The sequence below is a fragment of the Natrinema sp. LJW11 genome, from assembly GCF_056135975.1.
In genome coordinates this window covers 440,450-466,545 of the sequence record NZ_JBWBDM010000001.1, presented here as the reverse complement: position 1 = coordinate 466,545, position 26,096 = coordinate 440,450, and the positions used below count along the sequence as shown (strand labels likewise).

Annotated in this window: 22 protein-coding genes and 1 tRNA gene; 10 read left to right on the top strand and 13 right to left on the bottom strand. The window is 64.0% G+C overall.

The window, feature by feature from the left end:
* The first annotated feature begins 197 nt into the window (after window positions 1–197).
* A complete protein-coding gene (locus tag AC0QDI_RS02250) occupies window positions 198–1,448 on the top strand; it encodes a hypothetical protein (RefSeq protein WP_474664830.1) in 1,251 nt (416 codons plus the stop codon).
* Here the strand turns inward: AC0QDI_RS02250 and AC0QDI_RS02245 are convergent.
* The 3 genes from AC0QDI_RS02245 to AC0QDI_RS02235 form a co-directional block, all read right to left on the bottom strand.
* Window positions 1,419–1,766, bottom strand: a complete 348-nt coding sequence (locus tag AC0QDI_RS02245) for a DUF8119 family protein (RefSeq protein WP_474664828.1) — start codon at window positions 1,764–1,766, stop codon at window positions 1,419–1,421. The two genes, AC0QDI_RS02250 and AC0QDI_RS02245, sit on opposite strands and share 30 nt — an antisense overlap.
* A 251-nt stretch (window positions 1,767–2,017) precedes the next feature.
* The gene (locus tag AC0QDI_RS02240) at window positions 2,018–2,470 is read right to left on the bottom strand and encodes a MaoC family dehydratase (RefSeq protein ID WP_474664826.1); all 453 of its coding nucleotides are present in this window, start codon (window positions 2,468–2,470) and stop codon (window positions 2,018–2,020) included.
* A gap of 122 nt (window positions 2,471–2,592) precedes the next feature.
* Window positions 2,593–3,915 carry an MFS transporter gene (locus AC0QDI_RS02235; protein WP_474664824.1) on the bottom strand — a complete coding sequence of 441 codons (1,323 nt, stop codon included), beginning with the start codon at window positions 3,913–3,915 and terminating at the stop codon, window positions 2,593–2,595.
* A gap of 140 nt (window positions 3,916–4,055) precedes the next feature.
* Between AC0QDI_RS02235 and AC0QDI_RS02230 the strand changes: the two genes are divergently transcribed.
* The 4 genes from AC0QDI_RS02230 to AC0QDI_RS02215 all read left to right on the top strand — a co-directional run bounded on the left by AC0QDI_RS02230 (window position 4,056) and on the right by AC0QDI_RS02215 (window position 10,417).
* Window positions 4,056–4,985, top strand: coding sequence for an NAD-dependent epimerase/dehydratase family protein (locus tag AC0QDI_RS02230; RefSeq protein ID WP_474664822.1), 930 nt, complete (start codon window positions 4,056–4,058; stop codon window positions 4,983–4,985).
* A 530-nt stretch (window positions 4,986–5,515) separates the two neighbouring features.
* The gene (gene ppc, locus AC0QDI_RS02225; RefSeq protein ID WP_474664820.1) at window positions 5,516–8,206 is read left to right on the top strand and encodes a phosphoenolpyruvate carboxylase; all 2,691 of its coding nucleotides are present in this window, start codon (window positions 5,516–5,518) and stop codon (window positions 8,204–8,206) included.
* 159 nt (window positions 8,207–8,365) lie between these two features.
* Window positions 8,366–8,450, top strand: a tRNA-Ser gene (locus AC0QDI_RS02220).
* A 299-nt stretch (window positions 8,451–8,749) separates the two neighbouring features.
* Complete coding sequence (locus AC0QDI_RS02215; RefSeq protein ID WP_474664818.1) at window positions 8,750–10,417, top strand: 4Fe-4S ferredoxin N-terminal domain-containing protein; 1,668 nt, start codon at window positions 8,750–8,752, stop codon at window positions 10,415–10,417.
* Between the two features lie 67 nt (window positions 10,418–10,484).
* Here AC0QDI_RS02215 and AC0QDI_RS02210 read toward each other — a convergent pair whose 3' ends face one another.
* Window positions 10,485–12,143 (bottom strand): right-handed parallel beta-helix repeat-containing protein, encoded by a 1,659-nt coding sequence (locus AC0QDI_RS02210; RefSeq protein ID WP_474664816.1) that lies wholly within the window; start codon window positions 12,141–12,143, stop codon window positions 10,485–10,487.
* A 627-nt stretch (window positions 12,144–12,770) separates the two neighbouring features.
* Entirely contained in the window at window positions 12,771–14,303 is a 1,533-nt protein-coding gene (locus tag AC0QDI_RS02205) for a (R)-citramalate synthase (protein WP_474664814.1), read from the bottom strand.
* Between the two features lie 298 nt (window positions 14,304–14,601).
* On the opposite strand from AC0QDI_RS02205, the gene AC0QDI_RS02200 reads away from it, so the two are divergent.
* Window positions 14,602–15,324 (top strand): hypothetical protein, encoded by a 723-nt coding sequence (locus AC0QDI_RS02200; protein WP_474664812.1) that lies wholly within the window; start codon window positions 14,602–14,604, stop codon window positions 15,322–15,324.
* Between the two features lie 119 nt (window positions 15,325–15,443).
* Here AC0QDI_RS02200 and AC0QDI_RS02195 read toward each other — a convergent pair whose 3' ends face one another.
* On the bottom strand, window positions 15,444–15,815 hold the full coding sequence (locus tag AC0QDI_RS02195) for a DUF192 domain-containing protein (protein ID WP_474664811.1): 372 nt from the start codon (window positions 15,813–15,815) through the stop codon (window positions 15,444–15,446).
* A gap of 44 nt (window positions 15,816–15,859) precedes the next feature.
* Window positions 15,860–16,210 carry an ArsR family transcriptional regulator gene (locus AC0QDI_RS02190; RefSeq protein WP_474664809.1) on the bottom strand — a complete coding sequence of 117 codons (351 nt, stop codon included), beginning with the start codon at window positions 16,208–16,210 and terminating at the stop codon, window positions 15,860–15,862.
* A gap of 85 nt (window positions 16,211–16,295) precedes the next feature.
* On the opposite strand from AC0QDI_RS02190, the gene AC0QDI_RS02185 reads away from it, so the two are divergent.
* The gene (locus AC0QDI_RS02185; RefSeq protein ID WP_474664807.1) at window positions 16,296–16,823 is read left to right on the top strand and encodes a DUF7097 family protein; all 528 of its coding nucleotides are present in this window, start codon (window positions 16,296–16,298) and stop codon (window positions 16,821–16,823) included.
* Window positions 16,824–16,908: 85 nt separating this feature from the next.
* On the opposite strand, the gene AC0QDI_RS02180 is transcribed toward AC0QDI_RS02185, so the two are convergent.
* From AC0QDI_RS02180 to AC0QDI_RS02170, 3 genes are all read right to left on the bottom strand, one after another.
* Window positions 16,909–17,847, bottom strand: a complete 939-nt coding sequence (locus AC0QDI_RS02180) for an SDR family oxidoreductase (protein WP_474664805.1) — start codon at window positions 17,845–17,847, stop codon at window positions 16,909–16,911.
* A gap of 181 nt (window positions 17,848–18,028) precedes the next feature.
* A complete protein-coding gene (locus AC0QDI_RS02175; protein WP_474664803.1) occupies window positions 18,029–18,820 on the bottom strand; it encodes an endonuclease V in 792 nt (263 codons plus the stop codon).
* 70 nt (window positions 18,821–18,890) lie between these two features.
* The gene (locus tag AC0QDI_RS02170; protein ID WP_474664801.1) at window positions 18,891–19,835 is read right to left on the bottom strand and encodes a rhomboid family intramembrane serine protease; all 945 of its coding nucleotides are present in this window, start codon (window positions 19,833–19,835) and stop codon (window positions 18,891–18,893) included.
* A 202-nt stretch (window positions 19,836–20,037) separates the two neighbouring features.
* On the opposite strand from AC0QDI_RS02170, the gene AC0QDI_RS02165 reads away from it, so the two are divergent.
* Genes AC0QDI_RS02165 through AC0QDI_RS02155 form a run of 3 tightly spaced genes read left to right on the top strand, consistent with a single transcriptional unit; the run spans window position 20,038 to window position 22,715 of the window.
* Window positions 20,038–20,478, top strand: a complete 441-nt coding sequence (locus AC0QDI_RS02165; protein ID WP_474664799.1) for a DUF5788 family protein — start codon at window positions 20,038–20,040, stop codon at window positions 20,476–20,478.
* Window positions 20,475–22,226: a DNA polymerase/3'-5' exonuclease PolX gene (polX, locus tag AC0QDI_RS02160; protein ID WP_474664797.1), complete on the top strand. Its 1,752-nt coding sequence runs from the start codon at window positions 20,475–20,477 to the stop codon at window positions 22,224–22,226. Before AC0QDI_RS02165 ends, polX begins: the two co-directional genes overlap by 4 nt.
* A 24-nt stretch (window positions 22,227–22,250) precedes the next feature.
* Window positions 22,251–22,715: a Mut7-C RNAse domain-containing protein gene (locus tag AC0QDI_RS02155; RefSeq protein WP_474664795.1), complete on the top strand. Its 465-nt coding sequence runs from the start codon at window positions 22,251–22,253 to the stop codon at window positions 22,713–22,715.
* Window positions 22,716–22,889: 174 nt separating this feature from the next.
* On the opposite strand, the gene AC0QDI_RS02150 is transcribed toward AC0QDI_RS02155, so the two are convergent.
* From AC0QDI_RS02150 to AC0QDI_RS02140, 3 genes are all read right to left on the bottom strand, one after another.
* Window positions 22,890–23,522: a GAP family protein gene (locus tag AC0QDI_RS02150; protein ID WP_474664793.1), complete on the bottom strand. Its 633-nt coding sequence runs from the start codon at window positions 23,520–23,522 to the stop codon at window positions 22,890–22,892.
* Window positions 23,523–23,949: 427 nt separating this feature from the next.
* On the bottom strand, window positions 23,950–25,173 hold the full coding sequence (locus tag AC0QDI_RS02145) for a mandelate racemase/muconate lactonizing enzyme family protein (protein WP_474664792.1): 1,224 nt from the start codon (window positions 25,171–25,173) through the stop codon (window positions 23,950–23,952).
* Between the two features lie 150 nt (window positions 25,174–25,323).
* Window positions 25,324–26,076, bottom strand: coding sequence for a PHP domain-containing protein (locus AC0QDI_RS02140; protein WP_474664791.1), 753 nt, complete (start codon window positions 26,074–26,076; stop codon window positions 25,324–25,326).
* Window positions 26,077–26,096: the final 20 nt, after the last annotated feature.

The window sequence follows — 26,096 nt, the reverse complement described above, 5'->3', positions numbered from 1 at the left end:
CGATCGGTCGGAAATCTCGAATTTCACCGATAGCGTCACTGACGGGGCGGACGAGAAGACCTATATGCGAAACGAACAGGATGGCACGTAACGCAACGGACGGGGCCGGCCCCGTCGCTCGCTACGATGTCAACTCGAACACGTACCGACGGAGGTGAGCGGTCATCGATCGACGGACGCTAATCGCGCTGGGGGCGTTGGCCCTCGTCCTCGTCGTCCTGGTCTTCGGATCGGCTGCGACCTCGTCCTCGAGCGATACCGCGGTCGACCGACAGGAGCAGTTGGTGACGGTGGACGAGGATTCCTCGCTGTGGCCGTACACGAGCGGCGCGACGACGTTCGATGAGCGGACGCTCGCGATCAACGTGGTGGTCGCCGGCGACCCGGCGGAGACGCGTCGGCATCTCGAGGAGCGAAGCCGGGGTGACTGGAACGAGACCAGATCCGATCAGGAGGACGTCGCGACGACCGAGGGGACGAGTACGGCGACGGAGAACGGAAGTACGGGGGCCGGCGAAAGCGCCGGAACGGCGACGGCGTGGGGACGCGCCGACGGCTCGACTCGGTACGTCTACGTCGCCACCGACGGCGAGCCGACCGGCGGTCAGTGGCTCGACGAGAGCTACCAGTTACACGACGGCGAGTATCTCGGCTCTCGCCACCACATTCGGGCCTACGCGTCACCCGACAGGGGCGACGAGTGGACGGCGATGCAGGCCCATCGGGAACACTGGGACTGGTTTCGGCTCAGCCACACGGTCACCAGCGCCGAGGACTCACAGCAGTACGTCGAACGCGAGTTCATGGACCGCCGATACGTCTCGAGCGTCTCGCGCGACCATCTAGGGAACGACCGCGGCTTCGATTCCGACGGCTGGGTGACGATCATCGATCTGAACGGCGACGACGGCGGCCCGCCGGCCCACCTCGCGATGCTCGGACTCCTTCCGGGCGCGGTGCTCGTGGGTCGCGTCACGTCGCGAAGCGCGCCTCGAGCGCTCGTTTCTCCGCGCGTTCGACGCGCGTTCGTGCTGGCCGGTGCGCTGATCGGGCTTTACCTCTCCGTCCGGTTCGGTGCGATCGCCGTCGAGGCACGGCTCGGCGATCTCGACCCGCGAATCGTCGCGGGCGCGTTCTACCCGCTGCTCGTCGTCGGATTACCGGTCTGTACGTACTACTTCGCCCGGCCGCTCGATCGGCCGACGGCCTTCGCCGCCGGGTCGATCGGCTTCGCGACGGCGATCCTGCTCGATTACACCGCCCTGGGCGTGACTCGATTGCCGGTCACCGTCTTCGTTCACCGGTTCTCGACGGCGATTGCGCTCGGCCTTCTCGCCGTCGGCGCGTCGCACGCGGAACGAATCGATCCGGAGGATCACGGCTTCGTTCGAATGGGAGCGCTCCTCTGGGGCGTCACGCTACTCGTGCCGCTGCTCCGATTCCTGTAGCGATCCCCCGTCCGCGGACTGCCCCCCGAAATCGTCGGGACTCACGTACGGACGCGACCACGAGGTCGTCGTCTGCGTGTAGCCGACGACGCCCACGAAGGTAACGACGTAACACAGCCAGCGCGGCAGGCCGAACCCCTGTACCCAGATCGTCATCACGAGCGCCCAAGCCACCAGCACCGACGCATCGCGACAGATCCGTTCCCCGTTGTGCCGGCAGTACGCGATCAATCGGCGGCGTCGTGACTCGAGCAGCGGTCGATCGTCCCGGCCGGATTCGGCGATATCACAGTCCGGATCGGCGGGATCGAGTTCCATTCGAGTCACCGTTGCTCGGTGGTTCGGGAGCGGTGGAATACGTTTTATGGTTCGCTCCGGAGCCGACCGCCACGCTCGGCCGGAAGACGGTATTCGATTGGTTCTCGAGGATCAGTTCCTGCAGGGAAGGGGCGTCGATATCCGATAGCACAACGGCGAGCAGTCCGCGACGGGAACCCGGATACCGGAGCGGAGGAACGGGTCGTACTCCGGCGCGCTCGTCGGGCGGCGTACTGCCATCCGCCGCGCCGCTACTCGTCACCCGGCGATCGACGCTCGATCATTCCGAGCGCGATCCAGGAAGTAACGACGTCGCCGTCCTGATTGATCCCCTCGATTTGGCTGTCGATGTAGCCGCGGACAGGGTTGCTCTCGGAGACACGTTTGTCGAGCACTTCCGTGCGGACCGAGAGCGTGTCCCCGGGTTTGACGGGTTGTTTCCACCGAAGTTCGTCCACCCCGCGAGCGCCCATGCCGGCGCGGTCCTGTATCGGACCGTCGACGAGCATTCGCATACAGATCGCCGCGGTGTGCCAGCCGGACGCGACCAGTTCGCCGAAGGCCGAATCCTCGGCGGCCTCCTCGTCGGTGTGGAACGGCTGCGGGTCGTACCGCTCGGCGAACTCGAGGATCTCGGCTTTCGTGACGTGATACTCGCCGAACTCCTCGGTGTCGTCGATCTCGATGTCCTCGTAGTAACGCATTGCCCTGTCATGTGCTACGTATCGGCAAGAACCTGTGGGACGAGGCAGTGTGGGCGGCGAGGCGGGACCGCTCGAGCGCTCGAAACCGAATCGAAACGGTCGCTCCCGGTGCTCGTAACTGCTCAGCTCGTCGGCCGTTCCACGTCGGCGTCCGACTCGAGGGGGCGCTCGTCTCGCGTCCGGAGGGACAACACGACGGCACAGGCCGCGGCAAGCAGGCCTGCTGCCGCGGCGATGGCGAACGCCACTCGATAGCCCAATTCCGTGTAGACGCGGGTGCCGTTGACGGTCTCTCCGGTCCAGTACGCGTCGAGTGCGGCACCGAGGACGACCGGGAAGACGGCCGCCCCGATCCAGCCCATCGTGTTGATCAGGCCGATCACGGTTCCGCTGGCCGCCTCGGGGTGGCGCTCCTTGATGACGGTAAACGCGAGCGGGATCCCGCCGCGCAGGATTCGAGAGAAGAGGAAGATCGCGCCGACGAGCAACAGCGGAACGGTCCCGAAGGCGGCGAAGACGCCCCAGGTCAGCCCGAAGACGACTGTCGAGAGGACGATGAGACCGGTTCGGTTCCCCGACCGGTCGGAGAGCCAGCCGAACAGCGTCGGGCCGATCATCCCGCCGACGTTTCCGACGAGGAGGTAGACCGACGCTTCCGTCACGGAAATGTCGTGGGTCTGCACGAGATAGGGGATCCCCCACAGGCCGAAGATCGTGATCCCGATGCCGGTCATGAAAAAGAGCATGATACCCAACAGCCAGGTCTCGGGCTCTCGGATCGCGTCGGAGACGTATCGCCGCAGCGCCGCGGCCGAGGTCACGTCCGAACTGTCGGCCACGCCGTCGATCGGCGGGAGGCCGGCGTCGGACGGCGAATCGTGCGAGAAGAGGCCGATACCGACCGCGACCGCGAGCCCGAACGCTCCCAGTCCGAGCATGGTGGCGCGCCACCCGAGGCTCGAGGCGGCGATCGCCAGGGGCGTCGTCGCCGCCAGCCCGCCGAGAATGCCGACGCTGAAGGTCGCTCCCGTCATCGTCCCGAACTCGTCGGGGCGGAACCAGTTCGCGCAAAACCGCAACGCCGCGACGAACAGGACGCTCGCCCCGAGCCCGACCAGCAGCCGGCCGACGAACGCCAGCGCGTACGTCGGCGCGAGACCGAACGCGAGCGACCCGAGGCTCATCGCCGCGGTTCCCGCCGTGGCGATCGCGCGCACGCCGTACCGGTCCGTCAGTAGGCCGGCCGGGATCTGAAACGCCGCGTAGAGGTAGAAAAACGACGAGTGGAGCAATCCGAGACTCGTCCCCGTCGTCTCGAACGAGCGCATCAACTGTTCCGAAAGAACCGCGGTCGACGATCGGTGGAGACTGACGAGAAAGAACCCCGAGACGAGTACGCACCAGCCGAGCCATCGGCGGGAGGACGGGTTCGAAAGGGGCTTCACCTGCTGGAATTTGTGATGTGGTCACATTAACCCACCGCCGGCCCACACCGTCGAACTTCGGAAGCGACGCCGAGAGCAGCCGCCGCCGCCGGTACGGAAACTTCCAAACACCTTTGCGTCACCGAATGGGGTGTTTCGGTATGAACCTCGAGGAGCAAACCGTCCTCGTCACCGGCGGTGCGGGATTTATCGGATCGAACTTGGCGACCCACCTCGCCGAGTCGAACGACGTGACCGTCGTCGACGACTGTTATCTGGGAACGCCCGAAAACCTGTCCGACGAGGTCGAGTTCGTCGAAGCGAGCGTCCTCGACGACGATCTGCCGACGGACGTCGACGTCGTGTTCCACCTCGCGGCGCTGTCGTCGTACGCGATGCACGAAGAGGACCCCACGACGGGTGCCAGGGTCAACGTCGAAGGCTTCGTCAACGTGGTCGAACAGGCCAGGCAGGACGGCTGCGAGACGGTGGTCTACGCCTCGACGTCGTCGATTTACGGCAGTCGAACGGAGCCGTCGCCCGAGGATATGCCGGTGAGCGTCAACACCGGCTACGAGGCCTCGAAGCTCGCGCGGGAACGCTACGGCGAGTACTTCTCGAATCACTACGATATGTCCGCAGCCGGCATGCGCTTTTTCTCGGTGTATCAGGGCTACGGCGGCGCGGAGGAACACAAGGGCGAGTACGCGAACGTGATCGCCCAGTTCGCCGACAACATCGCCGACGGCGAGTCGCCCGTCCTCTACGGCGACGGCACCCAGACGCGGGACTTCACGCACGTCTCGGATATCGTTCGCGGCCTCGAGCTGGCCGCGGTCCACGAACTCGACGGGATCTACAATCTGGGGACGGGAGAGGCGTACGATTTCGACACCGTCGTCGAGATGATCAACGACGAACTCGGAACCGACGTGGAAGCGGAGTACGTCGAGAACCCGATTCCGGATTCGGTCTACGTCCACGATACCTGCGCCGACGCGTCGAAGATCCGAGAGGAGACCGGCTGGGAACCGCAGATCGATTTCGAAGAGGGTATTCGGCGCGTCTGTGCGCAGTACACGGACCAGTAGCGCTATTCTGCGTCGTCGTTCACGGATCGCCATTCCGTCGATTCTTCGAGTCGGTAGCCGAGGAACGAAGCCGGTGAGAAGCGCCGTAGATGTACGCCCGCGATCCGGACAGATGATACCCCGACCGATAGCCCCGATAGCCAGCCCAATGACGCAGTTAGCTGGACCGGTACCCTCGGCTCGAGCCGACGGTGGACCCGCATCGGGATTTCGGGAGATCGTGAACTTCCGTGCGAGGAAACTCTCGATGAGATAATCGCGCCTCGTAAATCGCCACCGTTCGAAATTGAATGCCGCCACCGCGAGTATATCTCGCCCTCTTTCCGATCAAATTGGATGTTATTTACAACTGTAGTTATTTTCTTTGTAGTAGTGTCGATACCCCTCGTCAACGGACCGCCGCGTGGACGGATCGACAGCGCTCGTCTACCGGACGAATACCGGCCCCAGTAACTATCACGGAAAACGATGTATAAGCGGAGCAGCGTACCTGCAAGGGGTTTTTACCACGGCACGCACATCCACACGATATGCGACTGCACAACAGGGACGTCAGACAAGACGTCCGCGAACTCGGCGCGTTACTCGGAGACGTTCTCGAGGACCAGACGTCTCGCCGGTCGTTCGAAACGGTCGAGTCGTGCCGCCGAGCCGCGATCGATTACCGAGCGGGCGAACTCGAGTCCCGCGAGCCGCTCGTGACGGAACTCGAGAATCTGTCGCCCCACCAACAACGGATCGTCGCCCGGGCGTTCACGACGTACTTCGAGTTGATCAACCTCGCCGAGGAGCGCGAGCGGGTCCGAACGATCCGCACGGCCTCCCAGGAGGGAACCCTCGACGACAGCCTCGAGACCGCGGCCGAGGAACTCGGCGAGGCGGACGTCGAGACGGTCAGGCAGATCCTAGACGACGTGTTGATCGAGCCGACGTTCACGGCCCATCCGACCGAAGCCCGGCGCAAGACCGTCAAGTCCAAACTGCGAGAGATCTCGACGTACCTCGAGACGCTTGACGAACGACTGTTGACCGACAAGGAAACGGGACAGGTCTGGCGGGACATCGACGCCGAGGTGACGAGCCTCTGGCAGACCCCGCAGGTGCGCAATCGCCAGCCCGAACCCGAGGACGAGGCGCGCAACGTTCAGTGGTACCTCGAGAACACGCTGTTCGACGTGGTCGGCGAGGTGTACGACGAACTCGACGACGCGATCGACGAGGAAGTCCCCGGAAACCTCGAGATCCCGAAGCTCTTCGAGTTCCGGTCGTGGGCGGGCAGCGATCGCGACGGCAACCCGTACGTGACCCCCGAGGTGACCGCGAACACCTTGGAGCGCCAGCGATCGGTCGTTCTCGAGCAGTATCGCGAGCAGCTCAAACGGCTCTCTGGCGTCCTGAGTCAGGACGGGAGTCGGATCGACGCCGGCTCCGAGTTCCAGGCCACCCTCGAGCGCGATCGGGATCGACTCCCCGGCAGCGCCCGTACCGCCGAAGAACGCTATCCGGGGGAGCCCTACCGGCAGAAGCTCAAGCTCATGCGCGAGCGACTCCGCCGCGTCGGCGACGTTCGTCCGGGGGGCTACGACGAGGTCGACGACCTCCTCGCGGACCTCGCGGTCATCTCGAAAAGCCTGCGCAACAACGGCGCCGAGAGCGTCGTCGACGCCCACGTCGACCCGATCCGCCGACAGGTCGCCACCTTCGGCTTCTCGCTGGCGAGTCTCGATCTGCGAGAGCACCAGCAAAAACACACCGACGCCATCGCCGAGGCGCTCGAGGCCGAGGGAGTCGACTACCACGATCTCTCGGAAGACGACCGCGTCGAGTTCCTGACCGACGCCGTCATGCAAGACGAGACGGTGATCGATCTGAGCGACACCGCTGGACTCTCGGACGATTCGGCGCGCGTCCTCGAACTGTTCGACAGCCTCGCGGACTGGCAGACCGAGTACGGCAGCCACGCCATCGACACCTACGCCATCTCGATGACCGAGGAACCCAGCCACGTCCTCGAGGTGCTCTTCCTGGCCGATCAGGCCGACGTCATCGCCCTGCCCGAACACGCCGGAATCGACATCGTGCCGCTGCTCGAGACCGAGTACGCCCTCTCGGGTGCCCGGCGGATCATGGGCTCTTTGTTCGAGAACGACGCGTATTCGCAGGTCCTCGAGGCCCGGAGTCAGACCCAGGAGATCATGCTCGGCTACTCGGACTCGAACAAGGAAAACGGCTTTCTCGCCGCGAACTGGTCGCTCTACAAAAATCAGCGCCGCCTGGGCGAGATCTGCGACGATCACGACGTGACGATGCGGCTGTTCCACGGCCGCGGCGGGTCGATTTCCCGGGGTGGCGGCCCGATGAACGAGGCCCTGCTCGCGCTGCCGAACTCGACCGTGACGGGGCAGGTCAAGTTCACGGAACAGGGCGAGGCCATCGCCGAGAAGTACGCCAACCCGCGCATCGCCGAGCGCAACATCGAACAGATGCTCAACGCCCAGCTCCGGGCGCGCAAGGGGGCGATAGACCAGCCGGAGGAGGAAGTCCGCGACGAGTGGGTCGAGGCGATGGAGACGATGGCCGACGCCGCTCGACGGGAGTACCGCGATCTCCTCGAGAGCGAGGGGTTCGTCCAGTACTTCGAGCAGGCGACGCCGATCACGGTCATCGAGGATCTCGATCTGGGCTCCCGCCCGGCCTCCCGATCGGGCGAGCGCACCGTCGAGGACCTGCGCGCGATCCCGTGGGTGTTCTCGTGGACCCAGTCGCGGTGTATCCTGCCGGGCTGGTACGCGATCGCGACGGGCGTCGAGGCCTACGTGGACGACGGCGGGTCGATGGAGACGCTTCAGACGATGTACGAGGAGTGGCCGTTCTTCCGGACGACGCTGGACAACGCCGCGCTCTCGCTGTCCCGCACCGAACTCGAGATCGCCGAACGGTACGCGGACATGGCCGAACCGGAGCTTCGCGGTCGGTTCTTCCCCCGCGTGACCGACGAGTACGAGCGAACCGCCGACCTCGTTACGGAAATCGGGCAGCGCGATCGGCTCCACACCCGCGACTGGCTCGGGGAGAACCTCGAGCGCCGAAATCCCTACGTGGATCCGCTGAACATGTTGCAGGTCTACTTACTCGACCGGACCCATCGAACGGACATCGAGGAACGGACGCTGCGGCTGACGGTAAAGGGGATCGCGGCCGGAATGAAAAACACCGGATAACCGACGCGGAGCGAGCGAGCGTCGCGCCGACGAGCGAGGCCCGCCGTTTCGACCCCGCTCCCTGTGACCGATTCCGTCGCTTTTCTCGGACGTGAATCGCTCACAGGGAGCGCCACGGATCGAAACGGGTAAAAACGTCTCTCGAGTAGGGAGTAGTGAGCCGAGATAGCCTAGCCCGGCCAAGGCGGTAGATTCGAAATCTACTGTCCTCACGGACTCGGGAGTTCAAATCTCCCTCTCGGCGTTTTCGCGACGACAACGACCGTGAGCGATGCGTGTACGAGTCCGATTCTCCTCGAGCGACCGCCTCGAGACGCGTGAATGACCGGGCGTGGGTTCGATGCACCGATTATCGGAGCCGAGACGTGCGGAGCCGCGGGTGGGTGCGTTGCGGTCGATCGATGGCGTCCTGACACGTCGAACCGACCGAGAACCCCATCACTCGCAAGGGTGGCCACTATGCGAATTCTGGTCGTATTTACCGTGTCATAAGCCACCAATGTACGCAACTATACTGCAGGCCGTTCCGACGGGGTGTGTGCGATGAGACCCGACGAATCGACCGATGAGACTGCCACGAGCGACGAGACGTTTCATCCGCTCGGTGAGGCGTGGCAGGACGACCTCGAGGACGTGCTCGACGATACCGAGTACGACACGGAACTCGGGATGAAGATGGGACGAGACGCGATGCGAGTTACGGAAGGTGAACTCTCCGAGGCGGAGTTCCACGAGCGGTATCACGACGACGTGATGGAGGAGTTCGGCGAAGACGAGCGACCGATCGCCAGTCCGGACGACGCCGACGACGAGGGGTCGGGATCACTACTCTCGTCGCTTACCGGCGACGAGTCCCGTCGCGAGGTGCTCAAGAAGGGGGCCGCCGGTGCCGGATTCGCCAGCCTCGGGTGGGGTGCGGTCGACCAACAGGAACCGGAGGAGCCACGGGAGGCGGTCGAGGACCCGGGGGAAGTACACCCCGACGAGGACGCGACGCAGTGGGGGATGACGATCGATCTCGAGCACTGTGACGGCTGTCTCTCCTGTGTGACCGCCTGCAACGCGGAACACCAGTGGGACGAGGGGGCGAACTGGATGTACGTTCTCGCCTTCGAGGACGGCAACGTCGAGTCGCCCGAACCCGACGAGTACGAGAGCGTCCACGATTTCAACTATCTCGTCCGGCCGTGTCAGCACTGTACCGACGCGCCCTGCGAGAAGGTGTGTCCGACGACGGCCCGACACACCCGCGAGAGGGGGGGCCTGGTACTGACCGACTACGAGGTCTGTATCGGTTGTCGATACTGCCAGGTCGCCTGTCCGTACGGCGTCAACTACTTCCAGTGGGACGAGCCGAACGTGGAACGGGAGGAACTCAGCGAGGAGGGAATCTACGACTACCGGGACCGACCCGTCAGCCGCCGCGCTCCCCGCGGCGTCATGTCGAAGTGCGTTTTCGATCCGGCTCGGCAGGACGGCAATCACGGCGAGGAACTGGTCGGGACGACCGCGTGCGAGCAGGCCTGTCCGCCGAGCGTCATCCAGTTCGGTGACAAGAACAACCCGAACAGTGACCCACAGCGCTATCAGGAGAACCCGGCCAGAGCGCGAACGCTGATCCGGTTGAGCACGAGCCTCCCCTCCCCGGACGAGCTCCCGTCGATGCTCGAGGGCGTCGACTCGAATCTGGACGCGGTCATCGATGCCGTCGACGGCCTCAACGAGCAGTCGATCGCCCTCGCGACGGCCGTCCAGCTCACACAAGAGGACTACGAGCAGGAGGCACCGCCGGGCGATACCCTTCCGGATCAGGAGCAGACGATCCTCGACGTCGTCGGGATCCTCCAGGAGCACGGGCTCGAGCTTACCAGCGAGGAGACCCTCACACGACTCGGTCTCACGGTCGACCAGTTCCAGGGACCGGTCGAAGACGTCGAGGTTTCCGACCGCCAGGACGTGGCCCAGGAGCTCTTCGAAGACTACATCGACGCCCCCGAAGAGGAGTTCGAACTCCTCGCGGACATCGGAACGAATCCGAACGTCACCTATCTCGGCAAGCAGCCCGGTCCGAACGCCCATCAGGTCCCCGGGCCGACCTCCTACGAGGAGGTCGGCATGCTCAACGTGCGACAGAAGGCCCTCGACGACGAAACCGTCAGCATCTTCGACCGAGACGTGGACTTGGGCGTGGGGTCGGATTCTTCCCACTAACGCAGTGGGAACGACCCCGTGCTCACGTGGCGAACGACGCGTACCGTAAGCGAGCCGAACGAGTCGTTCACACGTCGAAGCCGAAGTTGAAGTCGCCCTGCCACCCCGCTCGTTCGCCGCCGAAGTTGGTCTCACCGTAGTGCCGATTGCCGACCCACAGCACCGACGAGAGGGTCGTCTCGGGGTCGCTCATCACGACTCCCTCGAAGAACGAGCTTTCGACGGAGTGGTCCGCGCCGCTCTCGGCGAACCGGAGGCTCGCGCCGTCCGCGTCGATCGTACAGCTATCCAGCGTGAGTCGATCGATGTCCTCACCGCCGTTCGTGACGAAGACGCCGTGTCGATCCGTCGAGGACTGCGGAGCGATGTCGAACTCGCAGTCGTTGAACGTGACGTTCGACGACCGAACGTAGACCGCGTAATCTTCCGTCGTCGGACTCGAGCGGTCGGTTACGGTACAGCCATCGAAAACGGTCGGTGCGTGGTCGTTGTCGTTGACCCGGATCGCTCGGCCGTCGGTTCCGTCGTCCGAGATATGCACGTCGGTCAGTCTGGCGGGTCCGTCCTGGGTCAGACGGATGATTTCGGTGTCTTTCCTGATCTGGCTGTTCACGAGCAACTGGGAGACCAGCTGACCGCCGCCGTTCTCGATCCAGAGGCCGGACCACGGGAAGCCGGGGTGTTCGGTCATCGTGATCTGGCAGTCCTGGACGTAGTCGTTGGGACCGATTCGGATGCCCGCACCGGAACAGTTGCGGACGTGACAGCCGGTGATGATGTTTCGGCCGTCGTCTCCCGAGACGTAGATTCCGTTGTCGATGTAGCCGGACACCTGACACCCCTCCCAGAGGTTCGTCCCGTGATTGTAGACGTCCGAACTGAAGGGGATCGCGTGACCGACGTGAGTCGATCGGTCGGACGCCGTATCACCGTTAGCGAGGTGGCAGCCGCTGATGACGTTGGTCGTCGAGGACCGAACCCCGTCGACCAGGACCGTGTGTCGGTCGCCGCCGTACTCGGAATTGAGCCTGTCGCGCGTTCCCCGCATCGAGACGTTCTCCATGTGCCCGTACCGGTAGGTGAACCAGCGAGCGATACCGGCGTCGTAGTCGCCCCGAATGTCGACCTGTAGGTCTCGCATGACGGTCCGCTGGGCGTGCGGGAGCGACGCGTCTAGCGTTCCGACGGTCATCAGGCGATCGACGTCCTGATCGGTCACTCTCAACACCGCGAACGGATCACCGACGATCCCCAGAAACTCGTGGGCGTCGAAGTGGACGTTGTCGGTCTCGACGTGCCACGTCCCCGCGGGTATCTCGTAGCGGTGGTTCCGCTCCGTCGGTTCGAACGACGTGTAGTGGGCCTCGATTGCGGCCCAGAGGTCGTCTTCCTCGGGTTCGACTCCGAGATCGTCACGAACGTCGACGACGTTCGGGTTCGTATCGCTCCGAACCCTGACGGTGTTCGCAGCGGACTCGCTCGCCGAGAGCGACTTCCCGAAATTCAACTGCGAGACGTCATCGGCGACCGTCGTTCCCGAGTCGGTCACAGTTATCCCGCGCGCGGACGCGTCAATTTGGGCGACATCGGTGCCCTGCGATCCCGATGCGGCCGTGCCGGTAACGCCACCGCCGAGCCCTATCGCAGCGAGCGATCGGACGTACGAACGACGCGTCGTCTCTCCAGCGGTACCAGTCGATCGGTCTTCCCGTTGATCGGTTTCCATCGCGATCACACAGTCACGAATTTCCGAATTTGTTATACTTAATCTACTGATAATTTCACGACTGCAAGCGATTACCGGTCAGTTTTCTGCCTGCAATCGTCGCGAATACGGTCGGTAGGCTCACGCATATCACGAGTGGTCGATCACGACGCCGTCCCGGAGTAACTATCGACTATAACCGCTTCTGATCGCGATCCGCGCACGCCAGATCCGAGGAGATCTTTCCGTCTCGACCTGTTCGAAACCACCCGTATTCAAGCGACTCGAGCCGAAGTGTCGCCTATTGACCGTCGGAAGCGGCTGATCGTCGGGTACCTCCAGGTCGGAGTCGCAGGGGTGATGCCGACGGCCCTCGACCTCGGGGCCCCGTCGTCGACAGGCGAAATCGCGCGTCCGTTCGTCGGCACCCTCTCTGGGGAGCGTTTATGTACTCGATCCGTGAACTCTCGATTGCGATTCCGTCCGCTAGGAGTAGCCGTCGGCGTTTCGAGCGGGAGGGTGGCGGTCACACCGTTACTCGGAGCTGCGAAAATCGTCGTGTATCCCCCTCAGACGGACTGATAGTACTCAGTTCCGGAGCACCTGCGACCTACGGGGTTGCACCGGGAGATCGGTTAGCGGACCGTCTCAGTCGTCGGCCGGCGCGAGCGGTCGTTGATCGGCCGCGAGCAGCCGATCGAGCGCGTCGACCATCGCTTTCACGCTCGCGCGAGTGATGTCGGCTTCGCTGCGGGCGACCGTCACCGAGCGGTCGTTGCGCGCCATCGTCACCTCGACGGTCACGACGGCGTCGGTGCCGCCCGTGACCGCGTCGACGTGGTAGGACTCGAGTTCGGCGTCAGCCATCGAGCCCAGCGCCTCGCGGACGGCGGAGACGGCGGCGTCGACGGGCCCGGAACCGGTGCCGCTGGCGACGCGTTCCTCGCCGCCGACGTCCAGTCGGATGCTGGCGGTGGGGACCGCTCCGCCGCTGGTGGCGGTGAGATCGAGCAGGTCGACGACCCGCTCGCGATCCTCGCCGGTGACGTCCTCGGCGATGGCCAGCAGGTCGGCGTCGGTCACCCGGCGACCGCGATCGCCCAGTTCCGTCACGCGGGTCGCGATCGCCGCGACCTCGTCGTCGTCGGCCTCGACGCCGTGTTCCTCGAGCGTCGCCGCGACGCCCGCGCGACCGGTGTGCTTGCCGAGTGCGAGTCGGCGCTCGCGGCCGACGGTCTCGGGCGCGTAGGGCTCGTACATCTTGTCGTCCTTGAGCGTGCCGTCGGTGTGGATACCGCTCTCGTGGGTGAAGGCGTTCTCGCCGATGACGGCCTTGTTCGGCGGGAGCTGAACGCCAGTCGCCCGCGAGACGATCTGTGCGAGGTCGTACAGCTCCTCGAGTTCGAGCGTCTCGAGATCGTAGACGTGCGAGAGCGCGATCGCGACCTCCTCGAGGGCGACGTTGCCGGCGCGCTCGCCGAGCCCGTTGACCGTACAGTGAACGAGGTCGGCACCGGCCGAGACGGCCGCGAGCGCGTTGGTCACGCCCAACCCGAGATCGTCGTGCGTGTGGGCGCTGACGGGTCCGAGTTCGGCGAGCCGAGAGACCGCCTCGCGGGTGTGTTCCGGCCCCGTGTGGCCGACGGTATCCGCGAAGCAAAAGCGATCCGCGCCCGCTTCGAAGGACGCTTCCGCCAGCTTCTCGAGGTAGTCGAGATCGGCCCGGGAGCCGTCCTCGCCGATGACCTCGACCCAGAGGTCGTGGTCTTTCGCGTAGGCGACGAGTTCGGCGGTCTTCTCGAGGTTGTCTACGCGGGAGGTCCCGACCTTGCCCTCGACGTGGCGGTCGCTGGCGGGAACGACGATGTGGACGCCGTCGACCTCGCACTCGAGCGCGAGGTCGATATCGTTCGCGATCCCGCGACAGAAGCTGGTGACGCGGGCGTCCAGATCGAGGTCAGTCACCCGCGAGATGGCCTGTCGCTCACCCGCGCCGGTACAGGCGCTGCCGGCTTCGATAACGGAGACGCCGGCGCGCTCGAGGGAGCGAGCGATCTCGACTTTCTCGTCGGGCGAGAGCGAGACGCCGGGAGCTTGCTCGCCGTCGCGAAGCGTCGTATCGAGAAGGCGCACTGTACGGTCCGATTCTATCGTCTGTTCGGGGGAGTGAGTTACAGGCAAGAGTGGTGAGTTGCGCGTACTGCGGTTACGTTCGTCGGAGAATTTCGCATCCAGCCGGGTCGCCCCGACTTCCTCTATCCTCGTCAGATGGCGTATGGCGTGCCATTGTATTGCAGGCTAACGGAGGTCGCTGACTTAAATCCGCCGGTCGTGGATCACCTCACCCTATTTAACAACGCATAGGTTCGGATGCAAGCGCGGAATACAGTTATAAAGCAAATGGATTTTATATAGTAACTTCATAGTATATTTATTAAAAATATAGAGACATAAGTGTTAGATTCTGTTAGGAAAAAGCATGCATCAAAATGATGCTGAAAGTGGCCGACGAAAGGTATTGAAAAAATCAGGACAGTTGATCGCAGGGGGTCTCACTCTCGGATCAATTAGTGCTAGTGCGAGTGCTAGTACAAGCCATGATTTAAACTTAGAATCTGACTTCCAGAATGTTGGAAGTAGATATGAAAGTCAAGAAATTAACGGTGAGAAGATATACCATAGTACGAACATTTATAGACCCAGCTGGGGGAGTGATCTTTCGCGAAGTGGGTATCGAGTCGTAAGAAGCGAACTAGAGTTGGACGCTAGCATCTACGAGCATGATTGGGGCTATATCGAGATGAAGGGTAAGAACGGAGCAAGATTAGAAGAAGTCTGGCCCGGAAATACGATTCCACAAACGAGTAACTCTCGAACTAAAAGTATCAGCGTCAGCGGCGGTTCATCAGGAGTAGATGTTTCCATTGGCTTTTCAACTACTAATGGAATGACGAAAAGCGGGCTCCACATTGATGACAAGAGCCGAAGGGACGAGGCGTTATGTAAGCATAGGTATGAACTCAGTGGTGGTTTGGAGACGAATCATATCGCTCTCGAGGCGATCGCAGTATTTGATACTACCTCTATTGAGGAATACGATGAGGTAGTTGACGGTAAATGGTACTTCCATCAGGCAGATTATGATCCAAATGATTTTGACGGTGAATATACGTTCACATATCGTACAGGCAATCTAGAGTGAGTAACTAGTGAGATTTTCTTATTAGGTCTGTTTGGGTAGAGGTGAGTCGGAGAACGTTTGGTCGTACTCCCGCGGACCTTCTCAGTGATTGCCGTATGGCTAACGCAACCTAGTGGGGATCAGGACTCGAGGACGACCCGATCCCCCTCCTGGACGCCGTCGGCGGCGCCGGCCGGCAGCTCGACGATTAGATCGGCGCGCGCACGGGCGAAACTCCGCCACGGCCGGAGCCGCTCGACGCGTCGGACGACCCCGTCCTCGATCCAGACCGCGTCGATCGGGAAGCGGACGAACAGCATGTGGAGGTCCCGGACCGCCGCGTCGTCGAACGGGAAGACGAGGGCGTAGTCGTCCGGCACCGAGCGCCGGAACATGAGCCCGCGGGCCCGACTCACGAACGAGTCCGCAACCTCGACCGTCGTCGCAAGCGTCTCCGTCGGCTCCTCGAAGACGTCGTCGCCGTCGGACGTGGGCTCGTGGACGAGTCGCACGGACTCGAGTCCGAACGGCGGCGAGAAAAAGGTCTCGGCCGCGGTCAGAGGTCGTCGACCGTTCCCGCGGCGTCGAACAGCGCCAGGATCCCCTCCTCGAGCAGGAGCCGGCCGAACTCGGTCAGTTCGTACTCGGGGCCGTCGACCGACGTATCGACGAGACAGGGCATCCGTTCGGCGAGCACGCCGCCGGCGACGAGCGCGTCGACGTCGGTCTCGACCGCGGACTCACTTCTGTCGACCTCGGCGGCGATCTCGCTCACCGTGAGGCCGTCCGCCGAGTGAGCGTACACCGCGTAGGCGACCGCGAGCCGGTCGCGGTCCCCGATCGCGGTGACCGCCTCGAGCACGTCCTCGGTCGACAGGAGCGCGTCTCCGTCGTCGGTCGGAAACATAGCGATAGCGACGCAGCAGGGTATCAAAATACCATCGGCGGAGGCGGGCGATTCAACACCCTCGCGGCCCTACGCCCCGTCGACGATGGAGAAAACCCCGCAGGGAACCTCGGTCGGCGTCGACGACCCCTACGAGTTCGCGGGCGTCTGCGACCACCTCACCGGCGACGGACAGTGCCGGTACGCCTTCGACCACTACGAGCACGACCCCGAGTTCGCTCGCGAGCGCGCGAACGAGGACTACGAGTGCCCAGTCGTCGACCCCGAATCGGACTGGTCGTGGGCCGACTGCCCGCACTTCCGCTCGCGCAACCGCGACCGCGAGTGCGTTCGCTGCGGACTCGAGGAGAAGCGAATCGCACACGACGACGAGCAACCACTGCTCGAGGAACACCACCTCTCCTACGCTCGCGACGGCGAAAGCCTCTCCCACGAGATCACGATCTACCTCTGTCGGTGGTGTCACGCCAAAGTCCACAACTCGTGGGCGCGGATCACGGACGACGCCGGGCTCGACCCGGCGGCGATCGCGGCCCTCGAGGAGCGCCGGAGCCGCGAGCAGTCGGAGCTCGGGTTCGAGTCGGCCGCGGAGCGCTACGATGACGACGAGTGAAACGGACTGTTGAGTCGGTTCCGGCGCAACTGAGAACCGTCCTGCGGTCGCAGCGTGGATTCGGTACAGCAGACCGTCCGACGAGTTACGCGAGTTTTCGCAGGAGACCGTACACCGCATCACGCAGCCGATCCGGCAGATAGCGAGCGTAGAGGCCGTACTGCGCCAGCGGGCCGACCGGGTACCGCGCCGGCGGGTCGGGGCTGGTCGCCGACTCGAGGATCGCTTCCGCCACGTCCTCGGGATCGGAGGCGAAGGGGCCGCCGCTCCCGCCGCCGACCAGCTGCGCGTCGTCGTACAGTTCGTACAGCGACTCGTAAGCCGGTGTCCGCTCGTCTTCCGGGAGTTCGTCGTCGACTCGGTCGGAGAAGTTCGTCTCGACCGGCCCGGGTTCGACCACGACGACGTCGATCCCGAACTCGTCGACCTCCCCGCGCAGGGCGTCGCTCATCGCCTCGAGGGCGTGCTTCGAGCCGGCGTAGGCACCCGCGCCGGGCATCGAGATCCGGCCGATGACGCTCGAGACGTTGACGATACACCCCTCACCCTGGGCGCGCATGTGCGGCAGGGCGGCGCGAGTGAGCCGGTGGGGGCCGTAGACGTTGACGTCGAACTGCCGGTGGAGGTCGACAGTGGCGACGTCCTCGAGGGGCCCCATCTGGGCGTAGCCGGCGTTGTTGACGACGCAGTCGATCGACCCCGCGACGTCGACGGTTTCCTCGACGACCGACGCGACCTGTTCGGGATCGGTGACGTCGAGCGCGAGCGTCTCGCAGCCCGCCTCCTCGAGGTCGTCGATGTCGTCGACGTTTCGCGCCGTCGCGAATACTTGCCAGTCCTCGTCGAGGAAGGCTCGAGCGGTCGCCCGGCCGATCCCCGAGGAGCAGCCCGTGATGAGGACCGATTTCTTGCGCGTATAGCGGTCCTCGTCGCTCGTCGCGGTCTCGCGACCCCGGTCGTCCTCGACGACGGTCCCGTCCGGCCCGTCATCGGCTGTCCTGTCGACGTCCTCAGCGGTGGCCATACGTGACCGGTTCGAGAGACGATACCTAAGTATCGACGGTTTGTCGCGCCCATCGTAATTTTCAGGTCCGGATGAGATCCGACTGGCTCGACCGTTCGGTTCGGGACAGCGAACAGCTCGAAAGCCCACCCACCGCAGGCGGTTCGACGGTCGGCTGTAGCCGGTGGACGGTGACGGAGGTCTACTCGAGGAGCGACTTCTTCGCTTCGTCCGCGTACGCGTCCGCCAGCCGGACCGGCTCGGGGAGTTTGTACGATGAGGCGAGCTCGAGGACGATCTGGGCCGCCGTCTCGGGGCCGACACGGTGGCCGGAGCTGACGTACAGCGGATTGATGTACTGATTCGGCGAGTCGTACTGCCGGGTCTGGACGGCGTAGCCGATCAGGGTCCCGTCGGGCGCGTCGACTCTCGAGTTCGATTCGATAGCGACCGTCGACCCCTCGGGGAGGTCGTCGGTGTCCGCTCGCGGCGTGCCACAGAGCAGGCTCTTCGCGACCCCAATGCTCGGCACGTCGCGAACGACGCCCATGTGCGTCGCGATCCCGGCCTGCCGAAAGTGGATGCGGCCGCTGCCGTCGAACAGCAAGAGGTCCGGGTCGACCGACAGCTCCTCGAGCGCCGCGAGGATCGGCCCGCCCTCGCGAAAGGAGAGGAGGCCGGGGATGTAGGGGATCTCGAGGGGCGTCACCGCGTGGACGCGCTCGATCACTTCGCCGCCGCGCATGGCCACGACGGCGGAAAGCGCGCGGTCCTGATCGCCGTCCTCCTTCGTGAGAAACGCCTGATCGACGCCAACGACGACCGGGGGCGAGCCGCCGGTAGCGGTCGTCGCGAGCGGGTTCGAGAGCGCGTCGGGATCGAACGCGAACTCGTCGTCGAAGACGGCGGCGGACGCGATTTCGCGCTGGAGGTCCTCCATCGCCTCGCGCGAGAGACCGGAACCGGGTGCGAGATCGGGGCGGGGATTGCTCATCGGTGTGGCGGTGATAGACGGCGGGCGAAAATCAGTTGCGGGGTTTGCGGCTGTGACGGGTGCCGAGTGATTAGAACCGGCCGCGTCCCGGGCCGCCGGGGCCGCCCGGTCCACCGGGGCCACCGGGACCGCCACCGCCGAACTCGAGGCGGTTCGGCGCGCTGACGTTCCCGTTTTGCTTGAGGTACTGGCCGTAGGCGAGGCCGATCACGAGGCCGACGAGGTGGGCCATGTGCGCGATGTTGCCACCGCCTCCGGTCGAGAGGAAGAAAACGCTGATGAAGGCGTAGCCGGCGGTGAGCAGCCAGATCGGGACAGGGAGGATGAAGTAGAGATACACCTTGAGGTCCGGATTCAAGACCGTCAGGACTCCCAAAATAGCGAGTGCAGCACCGCTGGCTCCCACAACACCGGCGGTAAACGGCGTTATCGGACTAACCTCGATCATCTGAATCGTTATCTGTCCGAGACCGGCGAGTGCACCGCTCACGAGAAACAGAATCGCGAACTTCCGTGACCCGACGTAGCGCTCGACGAGCGGGCCGAAGAAGAATATCACGATGCTGTTCCCGACGATGTGCATGAATCCACCGTGGGCGAAAATGGATGTGAACCACGTCCAGACGTACTCCGGATGATAGGGCCGAAGAACGAAGATAGAGCTATAGGCCTCGTAACTGAGGAACTGTCGGAAAAGTAACTGACTGAGGAAGGTCAGCCACATCACGGCGAGGATCGTGTACGTCATGTTCCCGCGGAAGTACGCCAGTGGCCCGCCCGGTCCCGTATCGATCGGGAGCTTGTTCACGAGACTCGAAGCGCGTGACGCGTTGCCGCCCGAATTGACGTTGTCGTCGAAGCCGCTGTCGAAGACGCCCTTCGGGTCGTTCCAGTTCTCGAGCCCCGTGCAGTTATGATTCTCGGGGAGCCGATGGTCGCCACAGTACGTGCCACCGCAGTGCCGACAGTTGTACGGCATGTTTTCGTCCTTCCCACACACGTCGCACTTGGCCATTAACCGGGGGTATGTGCGGAGTCGCTAAGGGATTTGGGGTTTTCGACGGATTATTTCGGCGCGTTCGGTTCGATCAGTAGGCACGGTGTACGGTTCGTTTCGCTCTCATTACCGACCGATCGAAGGTCACGAAACGGGCTGGTTCCGTACTTACCGACGGCGCGGACTGTACATTTTTGGCTCCTCGCTCCCATATCCGACTGTGCAAGAGTACGAGCGCAAGCAACTGCTCGAGCGCGTCGAGCGCGAGGGCGCGACCGTCGGCGCGGACATCCCGGAGACGATCGCAATCCAGGGGGAGGAGATCGACCTCCGGACGTTCGTCTTCGAGATCAAGCGCCGCGAGACGGTCCCGGCCGGCGAACGCGACCGCGTCGAGCAGGCCAAGAAGAACCTGCGACGCGAGCGGCTCGAGCGACTCGAGCGGATCGAGGAGGGCGAGATCACGTGGGCCGAGGGCGAGGAGCTCGCCGGCAGCATCATCGGCATCGACCGGGCGCTGAACGCCCTTGAGAGTCTGGGGCCGACGGATCTCGAGCGCGAGCAGAAAGTGCAGCAAGCCCAGGATCGCAAACGCTGGATGTCGTTCCTGAAGAAGGCGCTGGGCCAGGAGGACGACGCCAGCGCGCGGAGGGGCCGATGACGACCAACGCCGAACTCGCCGCTCGCTTCGAGGAGTTCGCGGACCTGCTCGAGGCCGACGACGTCGAGTACAAACCCCGCGCCTACCGCCGAGCCGCCGAGAACATCCGCGCTCATCCGTCGCCGATCGCCGACCGGGTCGAGTCCGGCGACCGCGAGGCCGTCGAGAACATCGAGGGCGTCGGCGACGCCATCTCCTCGAAGATCATCGAGTACGTCGAAACCGGCGATATCGACGAACTCGAGGCGCTCCGAGAGGAACTCCCGATCGACATCGCCGATATCACCCGGATCGAAGGGGTCGGCCCTAAAACCGCGGGGACGCTCTACCGCGAACTCGAGATTCGGACCCTGGACGACCTCGAGGAAGCGGCCGAAGCCGGGGAGATACAGTCCGTGAAGGGGTTCGGGCCGAAAACTGAGCAGAACATCCTCGAGAACGTCGAGTTCGCACGCACCGTCGGTCAGCGCCAACTGCTCGGCGAGGCGCGACCGCTCGCCGACGACGTGCTCGCGTTCCTCGAGTCGATCGACGCGGTCGAGCGCTGCGAAGTGGCGGGCTCGATCCGTCGGTGGCGAGAGACGATCGGCGACGTGGACATCCTCGCGGCGACCGAGGCGAACGAGGCCGTGATCGAGCGCTTCGTCGAGTGGGAGTCGGCCGACGACGAGATCGAATCCGGGCCCGAAAAGGCGAGCGTCCGCGTCGGCGAAATCCGCGTCGATTTGCGCGTCGTCGTCCCCGAGGAGTTCGGCTCCGCGCTCCAATACTTCACCGGGAGCAAGGACCACAACGTCAGCCTGCGCAACTACGCGATCGACCGCGAGATGAAGTTAAACGAGTACGGTGCCTTCGACGTGAGCGGGGTTCCGGACGCGACGGAGGGACAGCGAGTCGGCGATCGCGTCGCCGGCGAAACCGAGGAAGGAATGTACGAGGCGCTCGGCTTGCCGTGGATTCCGCCGGAGCTTCGGACGGATCGAGGCGAGATCGAAGCCGCCGAGGAGGGCGATCTGCCCGCCCTCATCGCGCGCGACGACATTCGCGGCGACTTGCACACTCACACCGAGTGGTCCGACGGTGCCACTCCCATCGAGGCGATGGTCGACGCCGCCGCCGAGCGCGGCTACGACTACTTCGGAATCGCCGACCACGCCGAGGGCCCGGGTATCGTCGGCGGCATGGGTCTCTCCGATACCGAGATCCTCGAGCAGGTCGAGGAAATCCGCGCGGTCGGCGACGAGGTCGATATCGAAGTCCTCGCGGGAATCGAAGCGAACGTCGACGCTAACGGCGAGATCGACCTCTCCGACGACGTCATCGAGGCGCTGGACGTAATCGTCGCCTCGACGCACAGCGCGCTCGGGCAGGACGCCGAGACGGCTACGGATCGACTCGTCCACGCCCTCGAGAACCCGGCGATCGACGTGCTGGGCCACCCCAGCGGCCGGCTGCTCAACGAGCGCTCCGGTCTCGAGTTCGACGCGACCGCGCTCGGACGGGCCGCCGCCGAACACGACACCGCCCTCGAGGTCAACAGCAATCCCCGCCGGCTGGACCTCTGGGGCAGCGCCGTTCAGGCCGCCCTCGAGGAGGGCGCAACGATCGCGATCAACACGGACTCACATCAGCCCTCGACGCTCGAGTACATGCGCTGGGGGGTCCACACCGCGCGCCGCGGTTGGGCGGAACCGGCCGACGTGATCAACACGTGGGAACTCGCGGACCTGCGCGAGTTCCTTCACTGACGAACGCCACCGGCTTCCCCTCCCATGCGCTCGCTCGTCGACGTCATGTGCGGCGGAATCGTCTCCTATCTACGAATGTGCGATCACGACACCGTCTACGCCGGTGACCGAGGACTCGAGGCCGACGCGGACCTGTTCGCCGTCGCTCGAGCCGAGGAGCGGACGGTCGTCACTCGAGACGTCGAACTCGCGGGGCGGGCCGACGAGTCGATCTTGCTCGAGTCCCGCGACGTCGAGGCCCAGCTCGCGGCGCTCGACGCGGCCGGGATCGACCTGACGCTCGCGGACGACCCCCGGTTCTGCGGGCGGTGTAACGGCCCGCTCGAGCGCGTCGGCTCGACGGTTGCGACGCCGGAGTACGCGCCCGACCCGTCCGAGTTCGCCACGTGGGTCTGTCGGGACTGCGGGCAGTACTTCTGGCGCGGAAGCCACTGGGACCGGGTCGCGGAGACGCTCGTTCGAGTCCGCGAATCAGCCGACGGAGAGTAATGCACTTTCGATCCTCAGCAAGGTCGAAACCGCGTCGAGCAACGCAGGAACGACGCGCACTCACCGAGCGATGAGGATTCTGGTAGCTGTTGGTGATATTCGGGAGGGACGCTGTCTACTATCGTGTAGAGGGGAGAGCTCCGTATCTACCCCGCCTCAGAGGAATCTACCGCCTCACGTGAGGAGGTTCTGGAGCGTCAGGACGACGAAGAGCAGAATCACCGCTTCGGAGACGATCCACGAGTTGTCATTCAGCCAGTCACGGACTTTGGGGAGTGCGACTTCCGCTCGGTCCCTGAGTAAGAACACTCCCAGCGACGGCAGCGCTAAGATGAAGAGTGTGAGCAAGACGAATCCCATCGCATCGGTAACCGGGGCGCCGTTGGCTGCGAGATAGGTTCCGACGCTGAGTGATGTGAGGATATCGGTCGGGAAAAATCCCAACAGGAGGAATCCCAGTCGAAACGAGAACCGGGGGGTCGCATCTATCAGTTTTCCCATCCACTCCGGTGGCTCCGACACGTTCCGCTTTCGATAGGTATCCACCGCCGCGTAGAGGAGGAACACGAGAACTGCGACGTAGAGAAGGTCTTTCGTACTCGCCCCTACTAGATCACCGCCACTGCCCAAACGGTTCCCGAGGAGGTACGCAACCACAACGACGGTGCTGATCGAGAGGGCCGCACCGAAGACGTAGGCCGTAGAGTTCGCCCGCCACCGCTCGCTCGTGGCGAGAAAAATCGGTGAGAGTATCTGCGGACCTGCGATCATCACGATAGCCAGCGGGAGAACCTCGACGAGACTCATCGCTCGCACTCGACGGTCGATTTATCTATCCGATTGAGACGTCCGCTTCGGGGAACGTGGACAGCGTACTCCATTATTTGATTTCCGTCCGAGAGTAGTAGGGTTGCAAAGGCAATTAATGATGCGCGGGATCCGCAGAATGCGACAATAGTCAGATGATACGACGGTTGCTCTCGAGGCGGTATTCACAGGGAGGAGCGTAGCCGTTCAGAGGGTCGGAAGACGCGACCACAAGGCGCGGCCGAGTCGAGAATCTGAAATGTCCGGTCGACTCAGATGCCCCCATCAGATACGATTTTTCGGCTATCGGTGAGATCGATTCTCGTTCCGGTAACGACGTTACCTGTACTGCACACGAGTTTCACATCACACCTCGAATGAAGGGATCGCAGTACCGTTACTGACAGAACCCGAGGCCGCGTGTCTCTCAGTCGAAACCGCCGGTCCCAGGCAGTACGTGCTCCTCGACGACCCCTCCGTCCAGTTCGATGCCCAGGCCCGGCTCGGTCGGCACGTCGATGTACCCGTCCTCGATCAGCGGCTCGTCGCGCTCGAGCAGGTCGTCCCACCAGTCGACCTCGAGCGCGTGATACTCGAGCACGTCCGCGTTGGGGACGGCCGCACAGAGGTGGACGCAGGCCATCGTCCCGACGGGACTACAGACGTTGTGCGGTGAGAACGGAATATAGCGTTCTTCGGCTCGTTCGGCGATCCCCTTGGACTCGGCGAGCCCGCCGCAGGTCGTCGGATCGGGCGTGATCACGTCGACCGCGTAGTCGTCGATCAGATCGCTCAGTTCGTGGATCCGGAACCGATTCTCGCCCGTCGCGAGCGGCGTCTCGGTCCGTCGGGCGACTTCCTTCTGTGCCGCCGTCTCCTCCGGGGGAACGACGTCCTCGAGCCACATGAGATCGTAGGGCTCGAGTTTGCGGGCGAGCCGCGCGGCGCTCTCGACGGTGTAATCCCAGTGGCAGTCGAAGGCGAGGTCGATCTCGTCGCCGATCGCCTCGCGGACGGCCTCGACGACCGCGACCTTCTGGTTCAAGGCGGCGTTAGTCAGGCGACCGTTGTACGGATCCGGCTCGTTGTCTCGAGCCATGTCGAGGTCGAACTTGATCGCGTCGAAACCCCTGTCGACGACGCGCTCGGCTTCGGCGGCGTAGGCCGCGGGCGTGTAGGCGTCCGCGTCGGCGTACTCGGTGAAACCGCCGTCGTCGACCGCGTACGCTTCGCCGGCGTGGCAGTCGCAGTAGATCCGGACCCGATCGCGGTAGCGCGATCCGAGCAACTGATAGACCGGCAGGTCCAGAACTTTGCCGGCGGCGTCCCACAGCGCGATTTCGATCCCCGAAGCGGCGGTGACGACCTTCCCGGTCGTGCCGCCGTGGCCCGACATCTCCTGGACGATGCGGCGGAACAACCGCTCGACGTCCAGCGGGTTTTCGCCGACGAGAAATCGGTTCGCGTACTCGACGAGTTCGGGGACCCCACCGCCGCGGTAAGCTTCGCCGATCCCCGTCACGCCCGCATCGGTGTGGACTTTCACGAGATTCCATTCGAAGTTCCCCTCCACGACCGCCGCTTCGATCCCGGTGATTTCGACATCGTGGCCCGCGGGTCGATCGGACGCGTGGTTCGAGAAATTCCTCATCGGCGATCAGCTCCGGGGACGGCGTCGGCTGCGCTTCGGTCGAACGGGTTCCGGGAGATACGGTTCGAGCACATCGGTACTCGTAGTGGTATGCGTTGGCACGTGTAGCTATCGACTCGGCAGGTGAGTTAGCGATCAGCCGGAGCGTGCCTAATAGACGGACACGTCGTCGAATCGACCGTCGTACGCGATGTGGGTAGGATGGGTCGGCTCGGTTCCCGAAAGGAAGAGTCGATCGACCTTCTTCCAGGTGTTCTCGTAGACGAGGTGTGCGAGTTCCGACGCGGTCGTCGTCAACCGATCGGGGCAGTTGTCGTAGACGACACGGCGTGCGATCCCGTCTCTGATCGCGGTCACGAGTTCCGCCTCGCGTTCGATAGCCGCCTCGAAGGCGGTGTAGGCAACGCCGACCGTTCGCGGGAGGTGGGCGTACGAGGAGGTAAACGGCGGGAGCGAGAGCGACTCGGCGAGGCTGCGTGCGCGGCGATTGTGTAATCGAAAGTGCTTCGGGTTGAAGATCTCGATCGCGTCGATCGTCTCCGCGTACGCTTTCAGATCGGCTTCCTCGAAGCTCACGTTCGCGAAGGTCGGATGCGGAATGAGCACCGCCGCACCCTGTCGATCGAACTCGGCCATCGCCGTCTCGAGCGGGATGTAATCCGGAACGGGATCCTCGAGACCGATGGCGAGGACGTGCCTGCGCTGTCGCCACGAGCCGGTGAACACCTCGCGGGCGGGGATCACCAGCAACTCGTCGTCGGCGTACTCCGCCGCGCGCTCGCGGATCTCCGGAAGGCGGGTGAAGTGAGGTGCGTAGACGATCGCGTCGAGGCCGGCTCGCTTCGCCCGCTCGACCACGCGGTCGTTGAGCACCTTCACGTGGCAGTCGACTCGGAACGTCATCCGTCGGTCACGTCGCTCAC

Excerpts from the sequence above, each read along its gene's own strand:
- AC0QDI_RS02155 (WP_474664795.1), top strand. The coding sequence starts at position 22,251 with ATGCGCTCGCTCGTCGACGTCATGTGCGGCGGAATCGTCTCCTATCTA.
- AC0QDI_RS02175 (WP_474664803.1), bottom strand. The coding sequence starts at position 18,820 with ATGAGCAATCCCCGCCCCGATCTCGCACCCGGTTCCGGTCTCTCGCGC.
- AC0QDI_RS02210 (WP_474664816.1), bottom strand. The coding sequence starts at position 12,143 with ATGGAAACCGATCAACGGGAAGACCGATCGACTGGTACCGCTGGAGAG.
- AC0QDI_RS02185 (WP_474664807.1), top strand. The coding sequence starts at position 16,296 with ATGGAGAAAACCCCGCAGGGAACCTCGGTCGGCGTCGACGACCCCTAC.
- AC0QDI_RS02140 (WP_474664791.1), bottom strand. The coding sequence starts at position 26,076 with ATGACGTTCCGAGTCGACTGCCACGTGAAGGTGCTCAACGACCGCGTG.
- AC0QDI_RS02190 (WP_474664809.1), bottom strand. The coding sequence starts at position 16,210 with ATGTTTCCGACCGACGACGGAGACGCGCTCCTGTCGACCGAGGACGTG.
- AC0QDI_RS02145 (WP_474664792.1), bottom strand. The coding sequence starts at position 25,173 with ATGAGGAATTTCTCGAACCACGCGTCCGATCGACCCGCGGGCCACGAT.
- AC0QDI_RS02230 (WP_474664822.1), top strand. The coding sequence starts at position 4,056 with ATGAACCTCGAGGAGCAAACCGTCCTCGTCACCGGCGGTGCGGGATTT.
- polX (WP_474664797.1), top strand. The coding sequence starts at position 20,475 with ATGACGACCAACGCCGAACTCGCCGCTCGCTTCGAGGAGTTCGCGGAC.
- AC0QDI_RS02240 (WP_474664826.1), bottom strand. The coding sequence starts at position 2,470 with ATGCGTTACTACGAGGACATCGAGATCGACGACACCGAGGAGTTCGGC.
- AC0QDI_RS02215 (WP_474664818.1), top strand. The coding sequence starts at position 8,750 with ATGAGACCCGACGAATCGACCGATGAGACTGCCACGAGCGACGAGACG.
- ppc (WP_474664820.1), top strand. The coding sequence starts at position 5,516 with ATGCGACTGCACAACAGGGACGTCAGACAAGACGTCCGCGAACTCGGC.
- AC0QDI_RS02180 (WP_474664805.1), bottom strand. The coding sequence starts at position 17,847 with ATGGCCACCGCTGAGGACGTCGACAGGACAGCCGATGACGGGCCGGAC.
- AC0QDI_RS02200 (WP_474664812.1), top strand. The coding sequence starts at position 14,602 with ATGCATCAAAATGATGCTGAAAGTGGCCGACGAAAGGTATTGAAAAAA.
- AC0QDI_RS02150 (WP_474664793.1), bottom strand. The coding sequence starts at position 23,522 with ATGAGTCTCGTCGAGGTTCTCCCGCTGGCTATCGTGATGATCGCAGGT.
- AC0QDI_RS02170 (WP_474664801.1), bottom strand. The coding sequence starts at position 19,835 with ATGGCCAAGTGCGACGTGTGTGGGAAGGACGAAAACATGCCGTACAAC.
- AC0QDI_RS02245 (WP_474664828.1), bottom strand. The coding sequence starts at position 1,766 with ATGGAACTCGATCCCGCCGATCCGGACTGTGATATCGCCGAATCCGGC.